This window comes from Anaerovibrio sp., assembly GCF_045637405.1.
Taxonomy (GTDB): Bacteria; Bacillota; Negativicutes; order Selenomonadales; family Selenomonadaceae; genus Anaerovibrio.
In genome coordinates this window covers 24,853-40,477 of record NZ_JAZTZI010000139.1, presented here as the reverse complement: position 1 = coordinate 40,477, position 15,625 = coordinate 24,853, and the positions used below count along the sequence as shown (strand labels likewise).

The 15,625-nt window shown below is 41.7% G+C and carries 12 protein-coding genes; 11 read left to right on the top strand and 1 reads right to left on the bottom strand.

Features of this window, described 5'->3' with window-relative positions; translation table 11 throughout:
* The 6 genes from ACKI5G_RS09955 to ACKI5G_RS09930 all read left to right on the top strand — a co-directional run.
* Nucleotides 1-1,035 (top strand): DNA adenine methylase (locus tag ACKI5G_RS09955; protein ID WP_407399967.1); only part of this gene is annotated, 1,035 nt, incomplete at its 5' end.
* Nucleotides 1,036-1,037: 2 nt separating this feature from the next.
* Complete coding sequence (locus tag ACKI5G_RS09950) at nucleotides 1,038-1,976, top strand: Dam family site-specific DNA-(adenine-N6)-methyltransferase (protein ID WP_407399965.1); 939 nt, start codon at nucleotides 1,038-1,040, stop codon at nucleotides 1,974-1,976.
* Nucleotides 1,963-3,819 (top strand): AlwI family type II restriction endonuclease, encoded by a 1,857-nt coding sequence (locus ACKI5G_RS09945; protein ID WP_407399963.1) that lies wholly within the window; start codon nucleotides 1,963-1,965, stop codon nucleotides 3,817-3,819. Before ACKI5G_RS09950 ends, ACKI5G_RS09945 begins: the two co-directional genes overlap by 14 nt.
* A 224-nt stretch (nucleotides 3,820-4,043) precedes the next feature.
* Nucleotides 4,044-4,895 (top strand): ChbG/HpnK family deacetylase, encoded by an 852-nt coding sequence (locus ACKI5G_RS09940; RefSeq protein WP_407399961.1) that lies wholly within the window; start codon nucleotides 4,044-4,046, stop codon nucleotides 4,893-4,895.
* 16 nt (nucleotides 4,896-4,911) lie between these two features.
* Nucleotides 4,912-5,889 carry a glycosyltransferase family 2 protein gene (locus tag ACKI5G_RS09935; RefSeq protein WP_407399959.1) on the top strand — a complete coding sequence of 326 codons (978 nt, stop codon included), beginning with the start codon at nucleotides 4,912-4,914 and terminating at the stop codon, nucleotides 5,887-5,889.
* Nucleotides 5,890-5,902: 13 nt separating this feature from the next.
* Complete coding sequence (locus ACKI5G_RS09930) at nucleotides 5,903-7,573, top strand: DUF6056 family protein (protein ID WP_407399957.1); 1,671 nt, start codon at nucleotides 5,903-5,905, stop codon at nucleotides 7,571-7,573.
* Nucleotides 7,574-7,676: 103 nt separating this feature from the next.
* Here the strand turns inward: ACKI5G_RS09930 and ACKI5G_RS09925 are convergent, their stop codons facing one another.
* Nucleotides 7,677-9,434 (bottom strand): NFACT family protein, encoded by a 1,758-nt coding sequence (locus tag ACKI5G_RS09925; protein WP_407399955.1) that lies wholly within the window; start codon nucleotides 9,432-9,434, stop codon nucleotides 7,677-7,679.
* Nucleotides 9,435-9,829: 395 nt separating this feature from the next.
* Here ACKI5G_RS09925 and ACKI5G_RS09920 point away from each other — a divergent pair, with 395 nt between their 5' ends.
* From ACKI5G_RS09920 to ACKI5G_RS09900, 5 genes are all read left to right on the top strand, one after another.
* Complete coding sequence (locus ACKI5G_RS09920; protein ID WP_407399953.1) at nucleotides 9,830-11,230, top strand: L-fucose/L-arabinose isomerase family protein; 1,401 nt, start codon at nucleotides 9,830-9,832, stop codon at nucleotides 11,228-11,230.
* A 3-nt stretch (nucleotides 11,231-11,233) separates the two neighbouring features.
* Nucleotides 11,234-12,052 carry a transketolase gene (locus ACKI5G_RS09915; protein ID WP_407399951.1) on the top strand — a complete coding sequence of 273 codons (819 nt, stop codon included), beginning with the start codon at nucleotides 11,234-11,236 and terminating at the stop codon, nucleotides 12,050-12,052.
* Nucleotides 12,049-12,978 (top strand): transketolase family protein, encoded by a 930-nt coding sequence (locus ACKI5G_RS09910; RefSeq protein WP_407399949.1) that lies wholly within the window; start codon nucleotides 12,049-12,051, stop codon nucleotides 12,976-12,978. The genes ACKI5G_RS09915 and ACKI5G_RS09910 overlap by 4 nt, the downstream gene beginning before the upstream one ends.
* A 1-nt stretch (nucleotide 12,979) precedes the next feature.
* Nucleotides 12,980-14,464, top strand: a complete 1,485-nt coding sequence (gene glpK, locus ACKI5G_RS09905) for a glycerol kinase GlpK (protein ID WP_407399947.1) — start codon at nucleotides 12,980-12,982, stop codon at nucleotides 14,462-14,464.
* Nucleotides 14,465-14,545: 81 nt separating this feature from the next.
* A complete protein-coding gene (locus ACKI5G_RS09900) occupies nucleotides 14,546-15,541 on the top strand; it encodes a D-ribose ABC transporter substrate-binding protein (RefSeq protein ID WP_027396108.1) in 996 nt (331 codons plus the stop codon).
* The last annotated feature ends 84 nt before the right edge of the window (nucleotides 15,542-15,625 follow it).

The following is a 15,625-nucleotide window of genomic DNA, read 5'->3' as shown; positions in this document are numbered from 1 at the left end:
AATATAGGCTTAGCGGAGTTGGGATTAAAAAGGTCTTATATAAATAATAGAAGATATTTGGGCAATAAATACTCACTGTCTGATTTCATTAGAGAGACAGTGGAAAATAATTGCAATGATATAAATATTGTTTGCGATATTTTTTCAGGGACTGGAGCGGTGGCAAATTCTTTTAAAGATAAAACACTGATTACCAATGATTTGCTTTATAGCAATTATATTTCAAATTATGCTTGGTTTGCCAGTGAGGATTATTGCAGAAAAAAAATAGTTAAGATTGTTCATGGATATAATCAGCTAAAAACTAGTGAGAAAAATTATATGCGGGATAATTTTGCTGATACTTTTTTTTCGGCAGATGATTGCAGCAAAATAGGATATATTAGGGAAGATATTGAATATAAATATCAGAGTGAAAAAATCAATTTTAAAGAATATGCAATTTTAATTACCGCGCTTTTGTATGGAATGGATAAAATTGCCAATACTGTAGGACATTATGATGCCTATAGGAAGAATGCCAAATTTGACAGAGAATTGGTGTTGAATGTTCTATTGCCTGAGAAAAATACTAATAATAATTCTTGTTATAACGTTGATGCAAATGAGTTAATAAAAAGTATCAAATGTGATTTATTATATTTGGATCCACCTTATAATTCCAGACAGTATTGCGATGCTTACCATTTGCTGGAAAATGTAGCCAGATGGGAAAAACCGGCAGTTTTTGGTATTGCCAGAAAAATGGACAGAACTGCTCTCAAGAGTGATTACTGCAAGATTACAGCTGCAAAAGCTTTTGAGGAACTGGTGAAGCACGCTAAGGCGAAGTATATATTATTGTCCTATAATAATATGTCTGATAAGGGAAATGAACGTTCAAATGCCAAAATATCAGATGATGATATTTTTAGAATACTTGGGGAAAAAGGTAATCTTAAGGTGTTTGAGTCTGATTATAAGAGCTTTTCAACAGGCAAATCGAATATTAGGGATAACAAAGAAAGATTATTTTTGTGTGAAGTGAGTGGTTAAAAATGAATGTATCTTGTCCGTTTAATTACACAGGTGGAAAATTTAAGCTGCTGGAACAGATACAACCACTATTCTCAGAGGGGGATGTTTTTTTAGATTTATTCTCTGGTGGAGGAAATGTTGGTATAAATTCATCATCCCAAACAGTATACTTCAATGATATAAATGAAAATTTAATTTATCTGATAAAATATATTAGAGATACTGAAAAAAATATATTATTTGAGAAAATAGATGATATTATTGCAAAATATGATCTATCTAATGCTTCTCTAAATGGTTATTCATTTTATAATTGTGATAGTAGTAAAGGCTTGGGGAGATATAATAAAAACAAATTTCTGAAATTAAGAAAAGATTTTAATTCAAATATATTAAATGGTGAGATAGATTATGCACAACTGTATGTATTAATTGTGTATTCGTTTAATAATCAAATTCGGTTTAATAAAAAGGGCGAGTTTAATCTTCCAGTGGGGAAAAGGGATTTTAATTCCAGAATGCGGAAAAAGTTGGAATTATTTTCGGAAAAAATAAAAAATAAAGATGTTCATTTTTTGACCAAAAATTTTCGTAATATTTCGTTAGAAAAATTTCCTTCAAAGACGTTTATTTACTGTGACCCGCCATATTTAGTTACGGATGCAACCTACAATGAAAATGGAATGTGGGCTGAGTCAGATGAAAAAGATTTGCTGGCTTTTTTGGATAATGCCAGTGAACAGGGGTTTAAATTTGCTTTATCAAATGTTTTAGAAAGCAAAAATAGAAGAAATCATATTTTGGACAAATGGATTGAGACTAAGGGGTATAATTGCCATTATTTGAGTAAAAGCTATTCTAATAGTAATTATCATAGAAAAAATAAACAAAGTGTATCTGTAGAGGTTCTTGTTACTAACTATGTTACAGATAGGACGGATGTAAATGACAAAAAATAATATTCCATATCAGAGCTTTTGTTGGGTAATTGGTACAACAAGCTTTAGAACGGCAAAATTAAATCTAAAAATTGAGAAACAATTAGTATTGTTGAATGAGTTTTATAACACCGTGGCAAAAAATGCTGATTGGGATTGGAATAATGCCTTACAGGAAAAATATTACAACTTTATGAAGGAGAAGGATTTTTTGTATGGTGAGGCCAAGAGAAAAGACAAGGATGCCAGGGAGAAAACATCAGGTTTAGTCGATATAGGGCTTATTACTTCTGACAGACTTATTACAGATGCTGGCAAAGAATTATTGAGTATCACTGACAAAGGTGATTATAATACAGATCATGTTTTAAATATAGCTAATGACAGTTTGGTATATTTAAAGCAATTAATAAAAACGGGTATAAGTGTTAATGATAAGGTTGTACGTCCATTTTTGGTGACTGTAAAATGTATATTGGAGATGGAATATTTAACCTATGATGAGCTTATCTATCTATTGCCACTAATTAATGATGAAGTTAGCTACAACCATATTGTAAAAAATATGGTTCAATACAGAGATAATAAAATTTCATTGGACGAAATAATATACAAAAGATTAAGTTCAATGGAAAATTATCAGCTTGCCTTAAGAATGTTAAAAAATAATCCAGTTGATGAGGAACTGATTTGTCTGATAGGCATGAACAGAAAGAGTCGAAAATATGATAAACCATATTTTGAACTGTACAGGCAATTAAAAAATATTTTTGTTGATGGCGGTACGGATTATGAACAATTGCTGATTTCTGCCAAGAAGATTACCCATAGGCCTGGTAATATGTGGAGGAAGTTGCTTTTTCGGACAACGAATATTAGTGTAATTAGAAGAATGGGTGAGGAAGCTATCTCTCCTGAATGCCCATTTTTATGGTGCAATGGTGAAGCTGACCTAAAAGAACAGTTCTTTAAGTACCTGCATATATTCAAGGCCAAGTCTACATTGGAGGATTATTTTGACCTAAACAGAAGATACTTCAATTTAACAGATATTTTAATTTTTGAGGACAGAACTATTAAACTGGATATACTGCCAAAATATTATTTTGCTGAAGTAATGGATAAGCTATGTCTGGAAATGTTTACTGAATGTGATAAATTGGTGAGCAGTACAAGTCTGAAAGATATATCTTCGGCCTTTGATGTGGATATTAAAACAGTATATTCGGCATTAAGCAGGGCTTTAGGGATTAGGATAAATACAGCTAGTCAGGTAGCAGCATATATTAGCGATGAGCGATATAGGAGATTTAACAACCTTATAGACAAGAAGTTCAGTGATGAGGTTCTAATTGAGCTGCTGAGTTGCTTTGAGTCAAGAAATGACAGCCGTATTGAAGAGCTTGTAACAGATGAAGCTACCATTCCTACTATTTTTGAATATATATTGGGAATAATTTGGTATAAGGTTAGTGAACGACAGGGAAATATTTTGGATTACATGAAATTGTCATTAGAAGCAAATTTATTGCCTAAAACTCATGCAGCTGGTGGAAATGCGGATATTGTCTACCAATACGATGCTTGTGCCTATTATCCAAAACATGATTTGCTTATTGAAGCCACATTGGCAGAAAAGGATAATCAAAGACGTATGGAAATGGAGCCGGTATCAAGACATTTAGGGGATTACAGAATCAAAAGTGACAATCCCTTTGATTATAGTGTGTTCATAAGTACCTATTTGGATCCCAATGTAGTATCAGATTTTCGTTGTCGAAAAGTTTACACCTATACTAAGGCAGGGAAAAGGATTGATGGGTTGAAAATACTGTCATTGGATACATCATGCCTTAAAAAATGATAGAAAACAAAGTTTATTACAAACATTTATATAAGGTATTTGATGATTTCTACAATATGCCGTTAGACACCTTGGATTGGCATGATGAGATGATAAAGCAAACTATTGGTAAGTATAGAAGTAGCTAAAAGCTGATTTGGTTACCCGTTTATACAGCGGAAAAAGATAATTTATCGGTTAGGCATATATTTGAAATACTTATTGTATAGATTGGATTGAGTTTTTTGAAGCGATTAATTGTTAATGCTGACGATTTTGGTCGGCATGAGCTTATAAATAAAGCGGTGGAACAGGCAGTGGAAAAGGGAATATTGCGTTCTGCCACATTGATGCCTGGAGCAAAGGCCTTTGATTCAGCGGTGGAAATCGGCAAACGTCACCCGGAGCTTGGTGTGGGTATTCATTTTACCCTGGTAAATGGCTTTCCGGTGCTGCCACCAGGTGCAATACCATCTCTGGTAACTGATGATGGCGTGTTTGTTGATGATCATACAGCCTTTGTGAAGAAGCTGATTTCCGGTCAGGTGAATATGCAGGAGGTTCGTGCGGAGCTTGGGGCCCAGCTCAGAAAGATGGAGCAGACGGGGCTTAATCTGACTCATGTAGATAGTCACCAGCACATGCACACACTGCCGGGAGTTATTAATTTGGTTTTGGATTTGGCGAAGGAAGCTGGCATTAAGGCAGTCCGTATACCAAAGGCGCCTCTTTTTAGCGGTGAGTTTGGGGGGATAGGACAGCTTATCGGTCGCGTCGGTCTGGGTACTTTGGCCATGCTGGCGGGCGGCAAGGCAAAAACCAGAAATATTGCTTTCCCTGATCATTTTGCCGGCATTGTGGCTGGGGAAGCAGTATCTGAGGAGAATCTTTTGGGCGTTATTAAGAGCTTAAAGTCTGGTACTACCGAGGTAATGATGCACCCTGGTACTGATAATAAACAGCTGATTCCGGATACTGGCTGGGATCATGATTTTGAGGCGGAATTTAGTGCCATGATTTCACCTGCTGTAATGAAGCTGGTTGAGGAGCAGAAGGTGGAAATAACCCATTTCCGTTCGTTGTGGGCTGAAAATTAAGGAGACAAAGGAACCTATGGATAAAATAACAATCATAGTTCCCTGCTATAACGAGCAGGAGGGTGTGGAGCAATTTTATACGGTGGTAACTGATGTCTTAAAGGATATAAATGACTGTGAGTTTAGTTATCTCTTTATAAATGATGGCAGTACCGATGATACCTTGCTTAAAATCAGGGAGCTGGCGGCTGCCCATAATGATGTATCATACGTTGGCCTTTCCAGAAACTTTGGCAAGGAGCCTGCTATGATGGCGGGACTTGATTATGCGGAGGGCGATGCGGTTATTATTATGGATGCTGATTTACAGCATCCACCACAGCTCATTCCGGAAATGATCGACTGGTGGCACAAGGGCTACGATGATGTATGTGCCAAACGTACCGGCCGTGAGGATGAGGCATGGCTTAAAAGGACGGCGGCCAATCTGTTTTATTCGGGAATGGACTCTGTTTCAAAGATTAAGCTGCAGCGGGATGTGGGAGATTTCCGTCTTTTGGATAAGCGTTGCGTGGCAGCTTTGCGGCTTATGCGTGAGAACCAGCGGTTTACCAAAGGAATGTATACTTGGGTGGGATATAGAAAGAAGGAAATCCCTTTCCATGTTCAACCAAGAGCCTATGGTAAAACCACCTGGAATTATCTGTCATTGTGCAATTTAGCCATAGAGGGTGTAACTTCTTTTACCACGGCACCACTTAGAATGACCACCATGTTGGGCATGGGGGTTTCAGTTCTGGCCCTGGGGTATATGTGCTTCGTGCTTTTTAACGCTTTGTGCTATGGTGATCCGGTGGCAGGGTATCCTACACTGATTACGGTTATGCTGTTTTTGGGTGGAGTGCAGCTTCTGTCCTTGGGAATTATTGGTGAATATCTTGGCAGAGTGTTTACTGAGAGCAAGCACCGTCCGGCGTATCTGGTGGATGAATATAACGGTATTAAGGTTATATATGATAGTCCGGTAAAAAAGCCGGAGGTAACTAAGAGTTAAGGAGTGTAAGGTTTTGTCACAGGATAAAAATAATAATTGGCAAACAGGCCTGATACTGGCGGGGCTGTTTTTACTGATGCTGATGCTTAATATATTGATGCCTCTACATCGTGATGATTATGATTATTCAATGATTTATACTACAGCTGTTCATATAGTAAATTTTGATGATGTGCTCCGTTCGTGCTATGTGCATTATATGTTGCATGGTGGACGTATGTTTACGGTATTTTGTCTTGATTTGTTCCTATGGCTGGGGAAAATATGGTTTGATATTGCCAATGCTTTGATGTTTGTTGCTTTGGTGGTTCTTCTGTACTTCCATGCCCACCGTGAAATTAAACTTTTCGGGGAGCCAGTGATGGTAGCCATTGCCAGCCTTTTGGCATGGTTGTCATTCCCGCATTTTGGTGAAGTAGCTATCTGGAAAAGCGGTTCCACTGTTTATTTATGGTCTGCAGTGCCTGTGGCCCTGTTTTTGCTCCCATATAATCTCTCGCTGAAAAAAGGAGAGTCCGTCCTTAAGGGCTGGATGGTTATTCCTATGCTGTTGCTGGGCGTAATTGCCGGTTGGTCGGTGGAAAATCTGGCTGTTACGGTGGTGGGAGTTACTGCTCTTATAAGCTGGCACTTTTACAAAAAGCATAATCTGCTTAGCTGGATGTCTGCTGGCTGCTTTGGTGCCCTGATTGGACTGATTGGTCTGGTGGCGGCACCAGGCAATTTTGTCCGTTATGATGACCAGGGACAGGGTAAGGGGGTTCTGACCCACATAGGCAACCAGTTTGCCGGCAATGGAGAAATGGTTCTCTACATTTTGCCTATAATACTAGCTCTTCTTATTGCCTGGAGGATTTTTAAAATAGTTTTGGCGGAAAAGAAGGGCATTACACTGAAAGCTGTGGACAGCAGGATAACTGTTGGTCAGTGGATTCTTCTAGGGCTTATTGTACTTTTGGTTATTTCTTATTTCAATGGCAGCTTTGTGGCCTGGGCACTTAGAGATGCCCTTTATAGCGGTGTTATGGTGCCAGTTGGCTTGACTGACCCTAAGGTATTGGATAAGGTAAATAACATCTTCCGGGGCTTTGAGGAAATGGCCATTTACTGGTTTATTATTTTCTTTATTTATGCCATTGTTAAAAAGAGACTGGGACTGTCCAAGGAGAATATTAAGCTCCTTACCGAAAATGTTAAGGCAAAGGAAATTTGGGACACCTATGAATCTGTAAGATATGCAGGAATGATGCTGGTACTGGCACTGTTAAATAATATGGTAATGATGGCGGCACCAACCTTCCCGGCACGGGCAACCTTTAGCTCTGTGTGCATGATTATTATCGCGGCTATCGCTGTGTTCAGGGAGCCTGTCATTCGTCGGTATTATGAAAAATACACAGCCAAGCTGTTATACGCCGGTGCCTTTGGTATAGGCCTGTTCACTGTTTCAGCAGCTACTTTGGTGATGTATACTATGCAACAGGAGCACAATGCCCGTATTGCTATTGTGGAGGAAGCTGCTGCCAAGGGTGAGCCTATTGCCTATATGGAGCCTATTAAGATGACAAACAGGGCGCTGCGTCATGTGTTCTTTGTGGATTTTGATAACGGTGTTACCAAATATGGTTTATGCAAGTTCTATGGTATAGAGGATATTAAGGTCTTAAAGGACGAAAAAAAATAAGGCTGCCTTCATAGTTTAACTATTAATAATATCGAAAAAAGGACAGTTGATTCATCTTTTTGATGAACAGACTGTCCTTTTAGTATTGAGAAATGGTTTTCGATTACTCTTTGGCCTGAAGAAGAATCGGATTAAGTACCTCATCCTCTGGGGTTACGTACAGAGTATTTTGATTTGTGAAGATTACGAATCCCGGCTTGGCACCGGATGGCTTTTTCACAAAGCGGCAGCGGGTATAGTCCACTGGCACCTTGGAAGAGCCGGCTGCCTGACTGAAATGTACTGCCAAATAGGAAGCCAGAAGCAATGTGTCCTCAGAAGGATCATCACCATCACAGCGGATAATAACATGGGAGCCGGGGATTTCCTGGGTATGCAGCCATATATCCCCCGGATTGCTTATTTTAAAGGTGAGACGGTCATTTTGGTAATTGTTCTTGCCTACCAGAATTATGGTGCCATCAGGGGCAGTGAACTTAAATGGCTGGGACTGCTTAACAGAGGCATGCTTCTTTAAATTTTCCCTCAGAATATTATTGGTGATAAGCTCCGTCTTGATGTCATTTATCTCTGCAAGGGAGGTGGAGGCTTCAAGGGAGGTTTCGATAGAAGCAAGGTATTTTATGTCATCAATGCACTTTTCCAGCTGCTTTTCTAAAAGCTCCTTGCCTCTTTTCAGCTTATCGTATTTTTTGTAATAGGCCTGGATATTTTCGCTGACGGAGAGGCGCTGGTCCATGGCGATGGAGATTTCTTCCCCCTGCTCGCTGTAAATATTCGTGAGGGTTACAACGGCATCCTCACGATCGTGAAGCTGGTATTGAAAGGTCATCAGATTATCAGCTTTTATGCGGTAGTCCTCGGCATTGTCAGCTGCCGCAATATCATCCTTCAGTTTATCCACCTTATGCTGGGCCCGGCTGAGTTCATTTTTGATGAGCTTTTTAAAACGGTCACGGTCCGGTAGCTGGAAGCTGCCGGCGATACTGGAGGCCTTGGCAAGCATTTCACTTATGGTCGTAAATTTTACAATCGTGTCGTTAATGTAGAAATGCAGTGGAAATGAAGCCGTAGCCAGCAGCTTTTGATTCGCATCTACCACAAGGCAGGCTTCGCCGCAAGGTTCTTTAAAGGCGTCCTTTATTTCCTTCAAGGCATTATTAAGTGAGGCAAAGTCACTTTCATCCATTTCAGCTACTAACTGGTTGTGGGGGAGCCCGGCCAAATAGGCGGCTTCCTTTGCTGTAACAGGGCCAAAGCCAAGGCAGGTATCAAGAATGGCCTTGCTGAGTTTTAAGTCACCTTTGACCTTGATGGCAGTAACCACATCATCAACAGGGCATTCAAGAAGATTCATTTTATCCTGTACAGGAGGCAAAATATATGGATCTCCCGGCAGGACAGTTCGAATGCGGCTTGAGTTGGCTCCTACCCTGCGAAGTACGTCGATGATGTTATCATCCTGTACCAGAATAATGTTGCTGTATTTGCCCATAAGCTCAACTATCAGAGATTTTGTAACGATTTGCCCTCCGGCAGCCAGTACATCCATGTCCAATATGATAATACGGTCAAGGCTGTGTTGATATACCCTGGCTATACGGGCGGTTTCAATATGCTTGCGGAGAACCATGCAGAACATAGGCGGCTCTGGTGGATTATCCGGTGCTTTTTCAATAATATGAACAGCAGGGTTTTGGGGATTGATTGAAATATGAACCAAATAATTTTTCCCGGGCTGTCGTACAGACAGAATGACAGACTGCTTATTTGGCTGATTTATCTTGTCTATGCGGCCACCTGTAATAGCTCTGTCCAACTCAATGGCAAGTGGATGCATAGAAATACCATCTAAACTCATAAGAGAATACCTCCATAGAAAACTAAATAAAGGATATCATTTCAGTCTATTACGGTCAAATCAGATGATATCAGGATAATGTGGTATGCGTATAAAATTATATATAAAAATTTATATAAGAAATTTATATAAAACTGGTAGAAATATGTAACTATCTAACGTAAACCTATTGATTTATACTGAAAACAAGTGAAACATACCCAAGATATACTCAAAAAACGGGTAAATAATAAAAAATCATGTGTAATTTACTAAAATTTTATTGAAAAATTTATATGCTCAATGCTATAATGGGAGTGTAAAAAAGAGATCGGAATGAAGGGTAAGGAAGATACCCATAAGGTGAAAACTAAAATTTTATATTATAAATGATGTGTTATTTAGGGGGAAATGACATGGTTAAAATCAAGTTGGGCTACGCGCCTACCAGACGCAGTATCTTCAGTGCTCCGGATGCAGTTAAGTATCGTGGATTAACCCGACAGCGCCTTGAGGAGTTGGGCGTTGAATTTGTTGATATTGATGATATCAACGAGGAAGGGCTTCTTTACGATGAAAATGATCGTTTAAAGATAGTTGAGAAATTTAAGAGAGAAAAAATCGACGGATTGTTTTTGCCTCATTGCAATTTTGGTACTGAGTATTTATGTGCACGCCTTGCCAAAGACATGAACGTACCAGTTCTTCTTTGGGGACCTCTTGATGAGCGTCCTGAACCAAATGGTGTTCGCCTTCGTGATACCCAGTGCGGTTTGTTTGCAACGGGTAAGGTGCTCCGTCGTTTTCAGGTGCCATTTACCTATATGACCAACTGCCGCCTCAGCGACCCTGTTTTCGAGAGGGGAATCAGAGATTTCCTGGCAGTATGCAATATAGTAAAGACATTTAGAAATATTCGTATTCTCCAGATTGCACCGCGTCCTTATGATTTCTGGACCACCATGTGCAACGAAGGGGAGCTGCTGGAAAAGTTCAATATTCAGTTGGCTCCTATTCCAATGCCTGAGCTTATGGATGCCGTAAAGAAAGCCAAGGAAGAAGGCACCGAGGTTAAGAAGGTGGTTGCTTACTGCCGTGAGAAAATGGAAATCAAGGTTAAGGACGATGAGCTTGAGAACGTGGCAGCTCTCAAGGTGGGTATGTCCAACCTTATAAAGAAATATGGCTGTAATGCAGCAGCAATTCAGTGCTGGAATGCACTTCAGTCTGAGCTGGGCATTATGCCTTGTGCAGCCAATGCACTGTTAAATGATGAAGGTATTCCGGTGGTTTGTGAGACCGATATTCATGGCGCTATTACTGCACTTCTGGTGGAGGCAGCAGGCATGGGCGAAACCCGTTCCTTCTTTGCTGACTGGACTATTCGTCATCCTGATATTGAAAATGGTGAGCTGTTACAGCATTGTGGTCCTTGGCCAATTTCTATTGCCAAGGAAAAAGCTCAGCTCACATATCCATTAGCATTTGACCATCCAGGTTCCCTTACAGCTGAGGCACGTCATGGTGATGTAACCCTTTGCCGCTTTGATGGTGATAACGGCGAATACTCCATGCTTCTGGGTAATGCCAAGGGCGTTGAGGGACCACGCTGCATGGGTACATATCTCTGGATTGAAGTTGAAAATATTAAGCGCTTGGAGGCAAAAGTGGTTGAAGGCCCATATATCCACCATTGCGTAGGTATTCATAAGAATGTTGTGCCTGTACTTTATGAGGCATGTAAATATATTGGGGTAAAGCCGGATCTTTACGACCCAATAGAGGAAGAGGTTAAAGCATATTTGAGAGGTGAGTGAGCTATGAATCTTGAAGCAAAGGCTTTGGATATCCGCAAGGATATTATCGAGCTGATTTATAGCGCAGGATGCGGCCATATTGGTGGCGACCTTAGTGTTACCGACATTTTGGTGGACCTGTACTATAAACAGATGAATGTTGATCCAAACAAAATGGACGATCCGAACAGGGACCGTTTTGTTCTGAGCAAGGGACATTCTGTGGAGGCTCTTTATTGTGTGCTGGCTGACCGTGGATTTTTTGACAAGAAGGAGCTTTTTGATACTTATTCCAAGTATTTGTCAAAGTACATCGGCCATCCTAATAACAAGATTAACGGTGTGGAAATGAATACCGGTTCCCTGGGTCATGGCTTATCCGTGGCTGTGGGTATGGCTATGGCCGGTAAAATGGATAAGCGTGATTATCGCGTTTATGCAGTTATGGGCGATGGCGAGATGGCAGAGGGTTCCAATTGGGAGGCCATTACTGCCGGTGCTCATTACGGCTTGGATAATCTTACTGCCTTTGTTGATCGCAACAGACTTCAGATTTCCGGTACTACCGAGGAGGTAATGACCGCAGATGATCAGGAAGATCGTTGGGCTGCATTTGGCTGGAATGTAATTTCCATTCCCGGCAACAATATGGAGGCTATCGATAACGCAGTGGAGCTGGCTAAGCATACCAAGGGCAAGCCAACTGTGATTATTGCAAATACGACTAAGGGCTGTGGCGTTTCCTTCATTGAAAATAAGGCTGCATGGCATCATAAGGTTCCTACTGAGGCTGAATATCAGCAGGCCATTAAGGAGCTTGATGAAAGGAGGGCCAAGTTATGAACAAGATAGCTAATAAGCAGGTTATTAATGATGTCCTCTTGGAAGAATCTGCAAAGGATAAGGATATCGTTGTTCTGTGCAGTGACTCCAGAGGTTCTGCGGGAATGAAATCCTATGCTGAGCAGCGTCCGGAGCAGTTCGTGGAAGTAGGTATCGCTGAGCAGAATTTGGTGGGCATTTCCGCAGGCCTGGCTGCATGTGGCAAGAAGCCTTTTGCTGTATCACCTGCCAGCTTCCTTTCTACAAGAAGTATGGAGCAGGCCAAGGTGGATGTGGCATATTCCAATACTAATGTAAAGCTAATCGGTATCAGTGGTGGCGTAAGCTACGGAGCCTTGGGCATGACTCATCATTCTGCAACTGATATTGCAACTATGGGCTCTATGCCTAATATGCGGGTTTATCTCCCAAGTGATCGCTTCCAGACTGAGGCTTTGATAAGAAGTGTGTTAAAGGATGAAAAGCCTGCATATATTCGCATTGGCCGTAATGCTGTTGAGGATGTATACGAAGAGGGCAATGTTCCTTTTGAACTGGATAAGGCTACCTTGGTTAAGGATGGTACAGATGTTACCATTATAGCCTGCGGTGAGCTGGTGGGGGATGCCAAGGCTGCAGCTGAGGAATTGGATGGCAAGGGTATTTCCACAAGAGTTCTTGACATGTACTGTGTAAAGCCAATAGATAAGGATGCAATTATCAAGGCTGCCAAGGAAACTAAGCTGATAGTTACTGTGGAGGAGCACACCATGTATGGTGGCATGGGATCCATGGTGGCACAGATTACTGCAGCCAATGCTCCTGTCAAGGTGATAAATCTGACTTTGCCGGATGCCCCAGTGGTAACTGGTAAATCAAGAGAAATATTCAAGTATTATGGCCTTGATGCAGAAGGTATTGTTAAAACAGTAACGGAGCAGCTGTGATATGGCCAAATACATTTTAGGAATTGATCAGAGTACCCAGGGAACCAAGGTTCTGCTCTTCGATGAAAATGGCAAGGCTGTATGTCGCGTGGACAAGGGTCATCGTCAGATAGTGGATGAACGGGGCTGGGTAGAGCATGATCCTGAAGAAATCTGGAAAAATCTTCTGGAAATTACCAAGGAGCTTTTAAGTGAAACCAAGGTCGGTTGCAAGGATATTGCTGCTGTTGGAATCAGCAACCAGCGGGAAACAGCAGTAGCCTGGAACAGGGAAAGCGGAAAACCAGTGTACAACGCCATCGTGTGGCAGTGTGCCAGAGGCGCCGCTATCTGCCAAAGGCTGGACAAGGATGGCTTCGGTGAAAGGGTTAAGTCCCACACTGGACTGGCATTATCCCCATATTTTTCAGCTGCCAAGCTGGCCTGGATTATAGAAAATGTGGATGAAGCAAAATCCTTGATGGATCAGGATAAACTGGCCGTGGGGACCATGGACAGCTGGTTGGTATACAAGCTCACTGGCGGTAAGATGCACAAAACCGATTATTCCAATGCCTCCCGTACAGAGCTGTTTAATATCAACACGCTTAAATGGGATGAGGATATATGTAATTCCTTCGGTATAAAAGCCACGGCCCTACCTGAGGTTTGTGATTCCAACGCTCTTTATGGGGTTACGGATTTTGAGGGACTGTTCGGGGAACCGGTGCCAATTCATGGCGTATTTGGTGATTCCCATGCGGCCCTTTATGGTCAGGGATGCCATTTGCCGGGCATGGTTAAGGCCACCTATGGGACCGGATCTTCTGTTATGATGAACATTGGTTCAAAACCAATCAGCAGTCAAAAGGGACTGGTTACATCCCTTGCCTGGAGCCTTAATGGCAAGCCGGAATATGTTCTTGAGGGCAATATCAACTACACTGGAGCTTCCATTACATGGCTCAAGGATAATGTTGAGCTAATAGAAAGTGCGGCGGAAACGGCGGCTTTGGCCAAAAAGGCAAATCCTGCAGATAAAACCTACTTTGTTCCAGCTTTTTCTGGACTTGGTGCTCCTTATTGGGACAGCGAGGCTACGGGGATGTTTACTGGCATTACCCGTGTAACGGGGAAGTCGGAGTTGGTAAAAGCGGTGGTGGATTCCATAGCATATCAGATTTCCGATATTGCCACTCTTATGGAGGAAGAATCGGGTAAGACACTGAAGGGACTGCGGGTAGATGGTGGTCCTACCAGAAATGATTATCTGATGCAGTTCCAGGCCGACATTTTAGATAGGCCAGTGGAGGTTCCGGATTCCGAGGAGCTTTCTGCCATGGGTGCTGCCTATGCTGCGGGAATTTCTGTAGGAATTTATGAAAATAAGAAGGTTTTTGACGGTATATCTCGAAATACTTATGTGTCGGGTATGGGTCAGGACCGTAGAGACCAACTTAAATCGGGTTGGGAGAGCTCAATAAGGAGAACATTGGCTCGTACATGATATTATTGGATTTAGCAGGGAGCCTAAACCTGATAAATCATAAACGTTTTCCAATTATATCTTAAAGGAGGAAAAAATAAGATGGGTAAGTTCAAGAAAGTTTTGGCAATAGTAGCATCTCTTTGCATGATGATGATGCTGATTGCTGGCTGCGGTGCAGACAAGAAAGCTGCTGATGGAGGGGATAAGGCTGCTCTTAAGGGAGGCGGCTCCAACATTATTTATATCATCACTCCATCTCATTCCAATCCATTCTTCAAGACTGAGGCTGATGCAGCAGCTGCAAAGGCAAAGGCTCTTGGTTATGAAGTAAAGATGGTATCTCATGATGACGATGCAACAAAGCAGTCTGAGCTGTTCGAGAATGCTATTTCCGACAAGGCTGCTGCAATTATCTGCGATAACGCAGGTGCTGATGCAACTGTAGCAGCTGTTAAGAAGGCTCGTGAGGCTGGCATCCCTACTTTCCTGATTGACCGCGAGATTAATGCTAGCGGTGTTGCAATCTCCCAGATTGTAGCAAACAACTATCAGGGTGCAAAGGCTATTGCTGAGGCATTCGTTGAGAAGATGGGTGAAAAGGGCGAATATGCTGAGTTACTCGGTAAGGAGTCCGACACTAATGCAGGCGTTCGTTCCAAGGCATTCCATGAGGTTATTGATCAGTACAAGGACATGAAGATGGTTGCTCAGCAGACTGCAAACTGGGAGCAGACGGAAGGTTTCCAGAAGACTGAGACTATTCTCCAGTCCAACCCTAACATCAAGGGTATCATCTGCGGTAACGACACCATGGCTGTTGGTGCTGTAGCAGCTGTTAAGAATGCAGGCCTCCAGGGCAAGATTGCTATTATCGGCGTTGATGGTTCCGATGAGGCTGCTGCTGCAATTAAGGCTGGCGATATGACCGGTACTGCACTGCAGCAGGCTGCAAAGATCGCTGAAATGGCAGTTGAGCAGGCTGATAAGTACCTCAAGACTGGTTCCACTGGTCTCGATGAGAAGCAGCTTGTAGACTGCATTGCAATTACTGCAAAGAATGTTGATAAGCTCAAGACTTTCGTATACAAAGAGTAATTCTTAAGGTATAAAAAGCAAAGGTGAGGGTGGACAATAGGCGGTTCACCCTCTTTCCTTAGAAAATTGGAAAACGAGGAGTAT

Coding starts and splice junctions, on each gene's coding strand:
- ACKI5G_RS09950 (WP_407399965.1), top strand. CDS start 1,038: ATGAATGTATCTTGTCCGTTTAATTACACAGGTGGAAAATTTAAGCTG.
- ACKI5G_RS09945 (WP_407399963.1), top strand. CDS start 1,963: ATGACAAAAAATAATATTCCATATCAGAGCTTTTGTTGGGTAATTGGT.
- ACKI5G_RS09935 (WP_407399959.1), top strand. CDS start 4,912: ATGGATAAAATAACAATCATAGTTCCCTGCTATAACGAGCAGGAGGGT.
- ACKI5G_RS09925 (WP_407399955.1), bottom strand. CDS start 9,434: ATGAGTTTAGATGGTATTTCTATGCATCCACTTGCCATTGAGTTGGAC.
- ACKI5G_RS09920 (WP_407399953.1), top strand. CDS start 9,830: ATGGTTAAAATCAAGTTGGGCTACGCGCCTACCAGACGCAGTATCTTC.
- ACKI5G_RS09915 (WP_407399951.1), top strand. CDS start 11,234: ATGAATCTTGAAGCAAAGGCTTTGGATATCCGCAAGGATATTATCGAG.
- ACKI5G_RS09910 (WP_407399949.1), top strand. CDS start 12,049: ATGAACAAGATAGCTAATAAGCAGGTTATTAATGATGTCCTCTTGGAA.
- glpK (WP_407399947.1), top strand. CDS start 12,980: ATGGCCAAATACATTTTAGGAATTGATCAGAGTACCCAGGGAACCAAG.
- ACKI5G_RS09900 (WP_027396108.1), top strand. CDS start 14,546: ATGGGTAAGTTCAAGAAAGTTTTGGCAATAGTAGCATCTCTTTGCATG.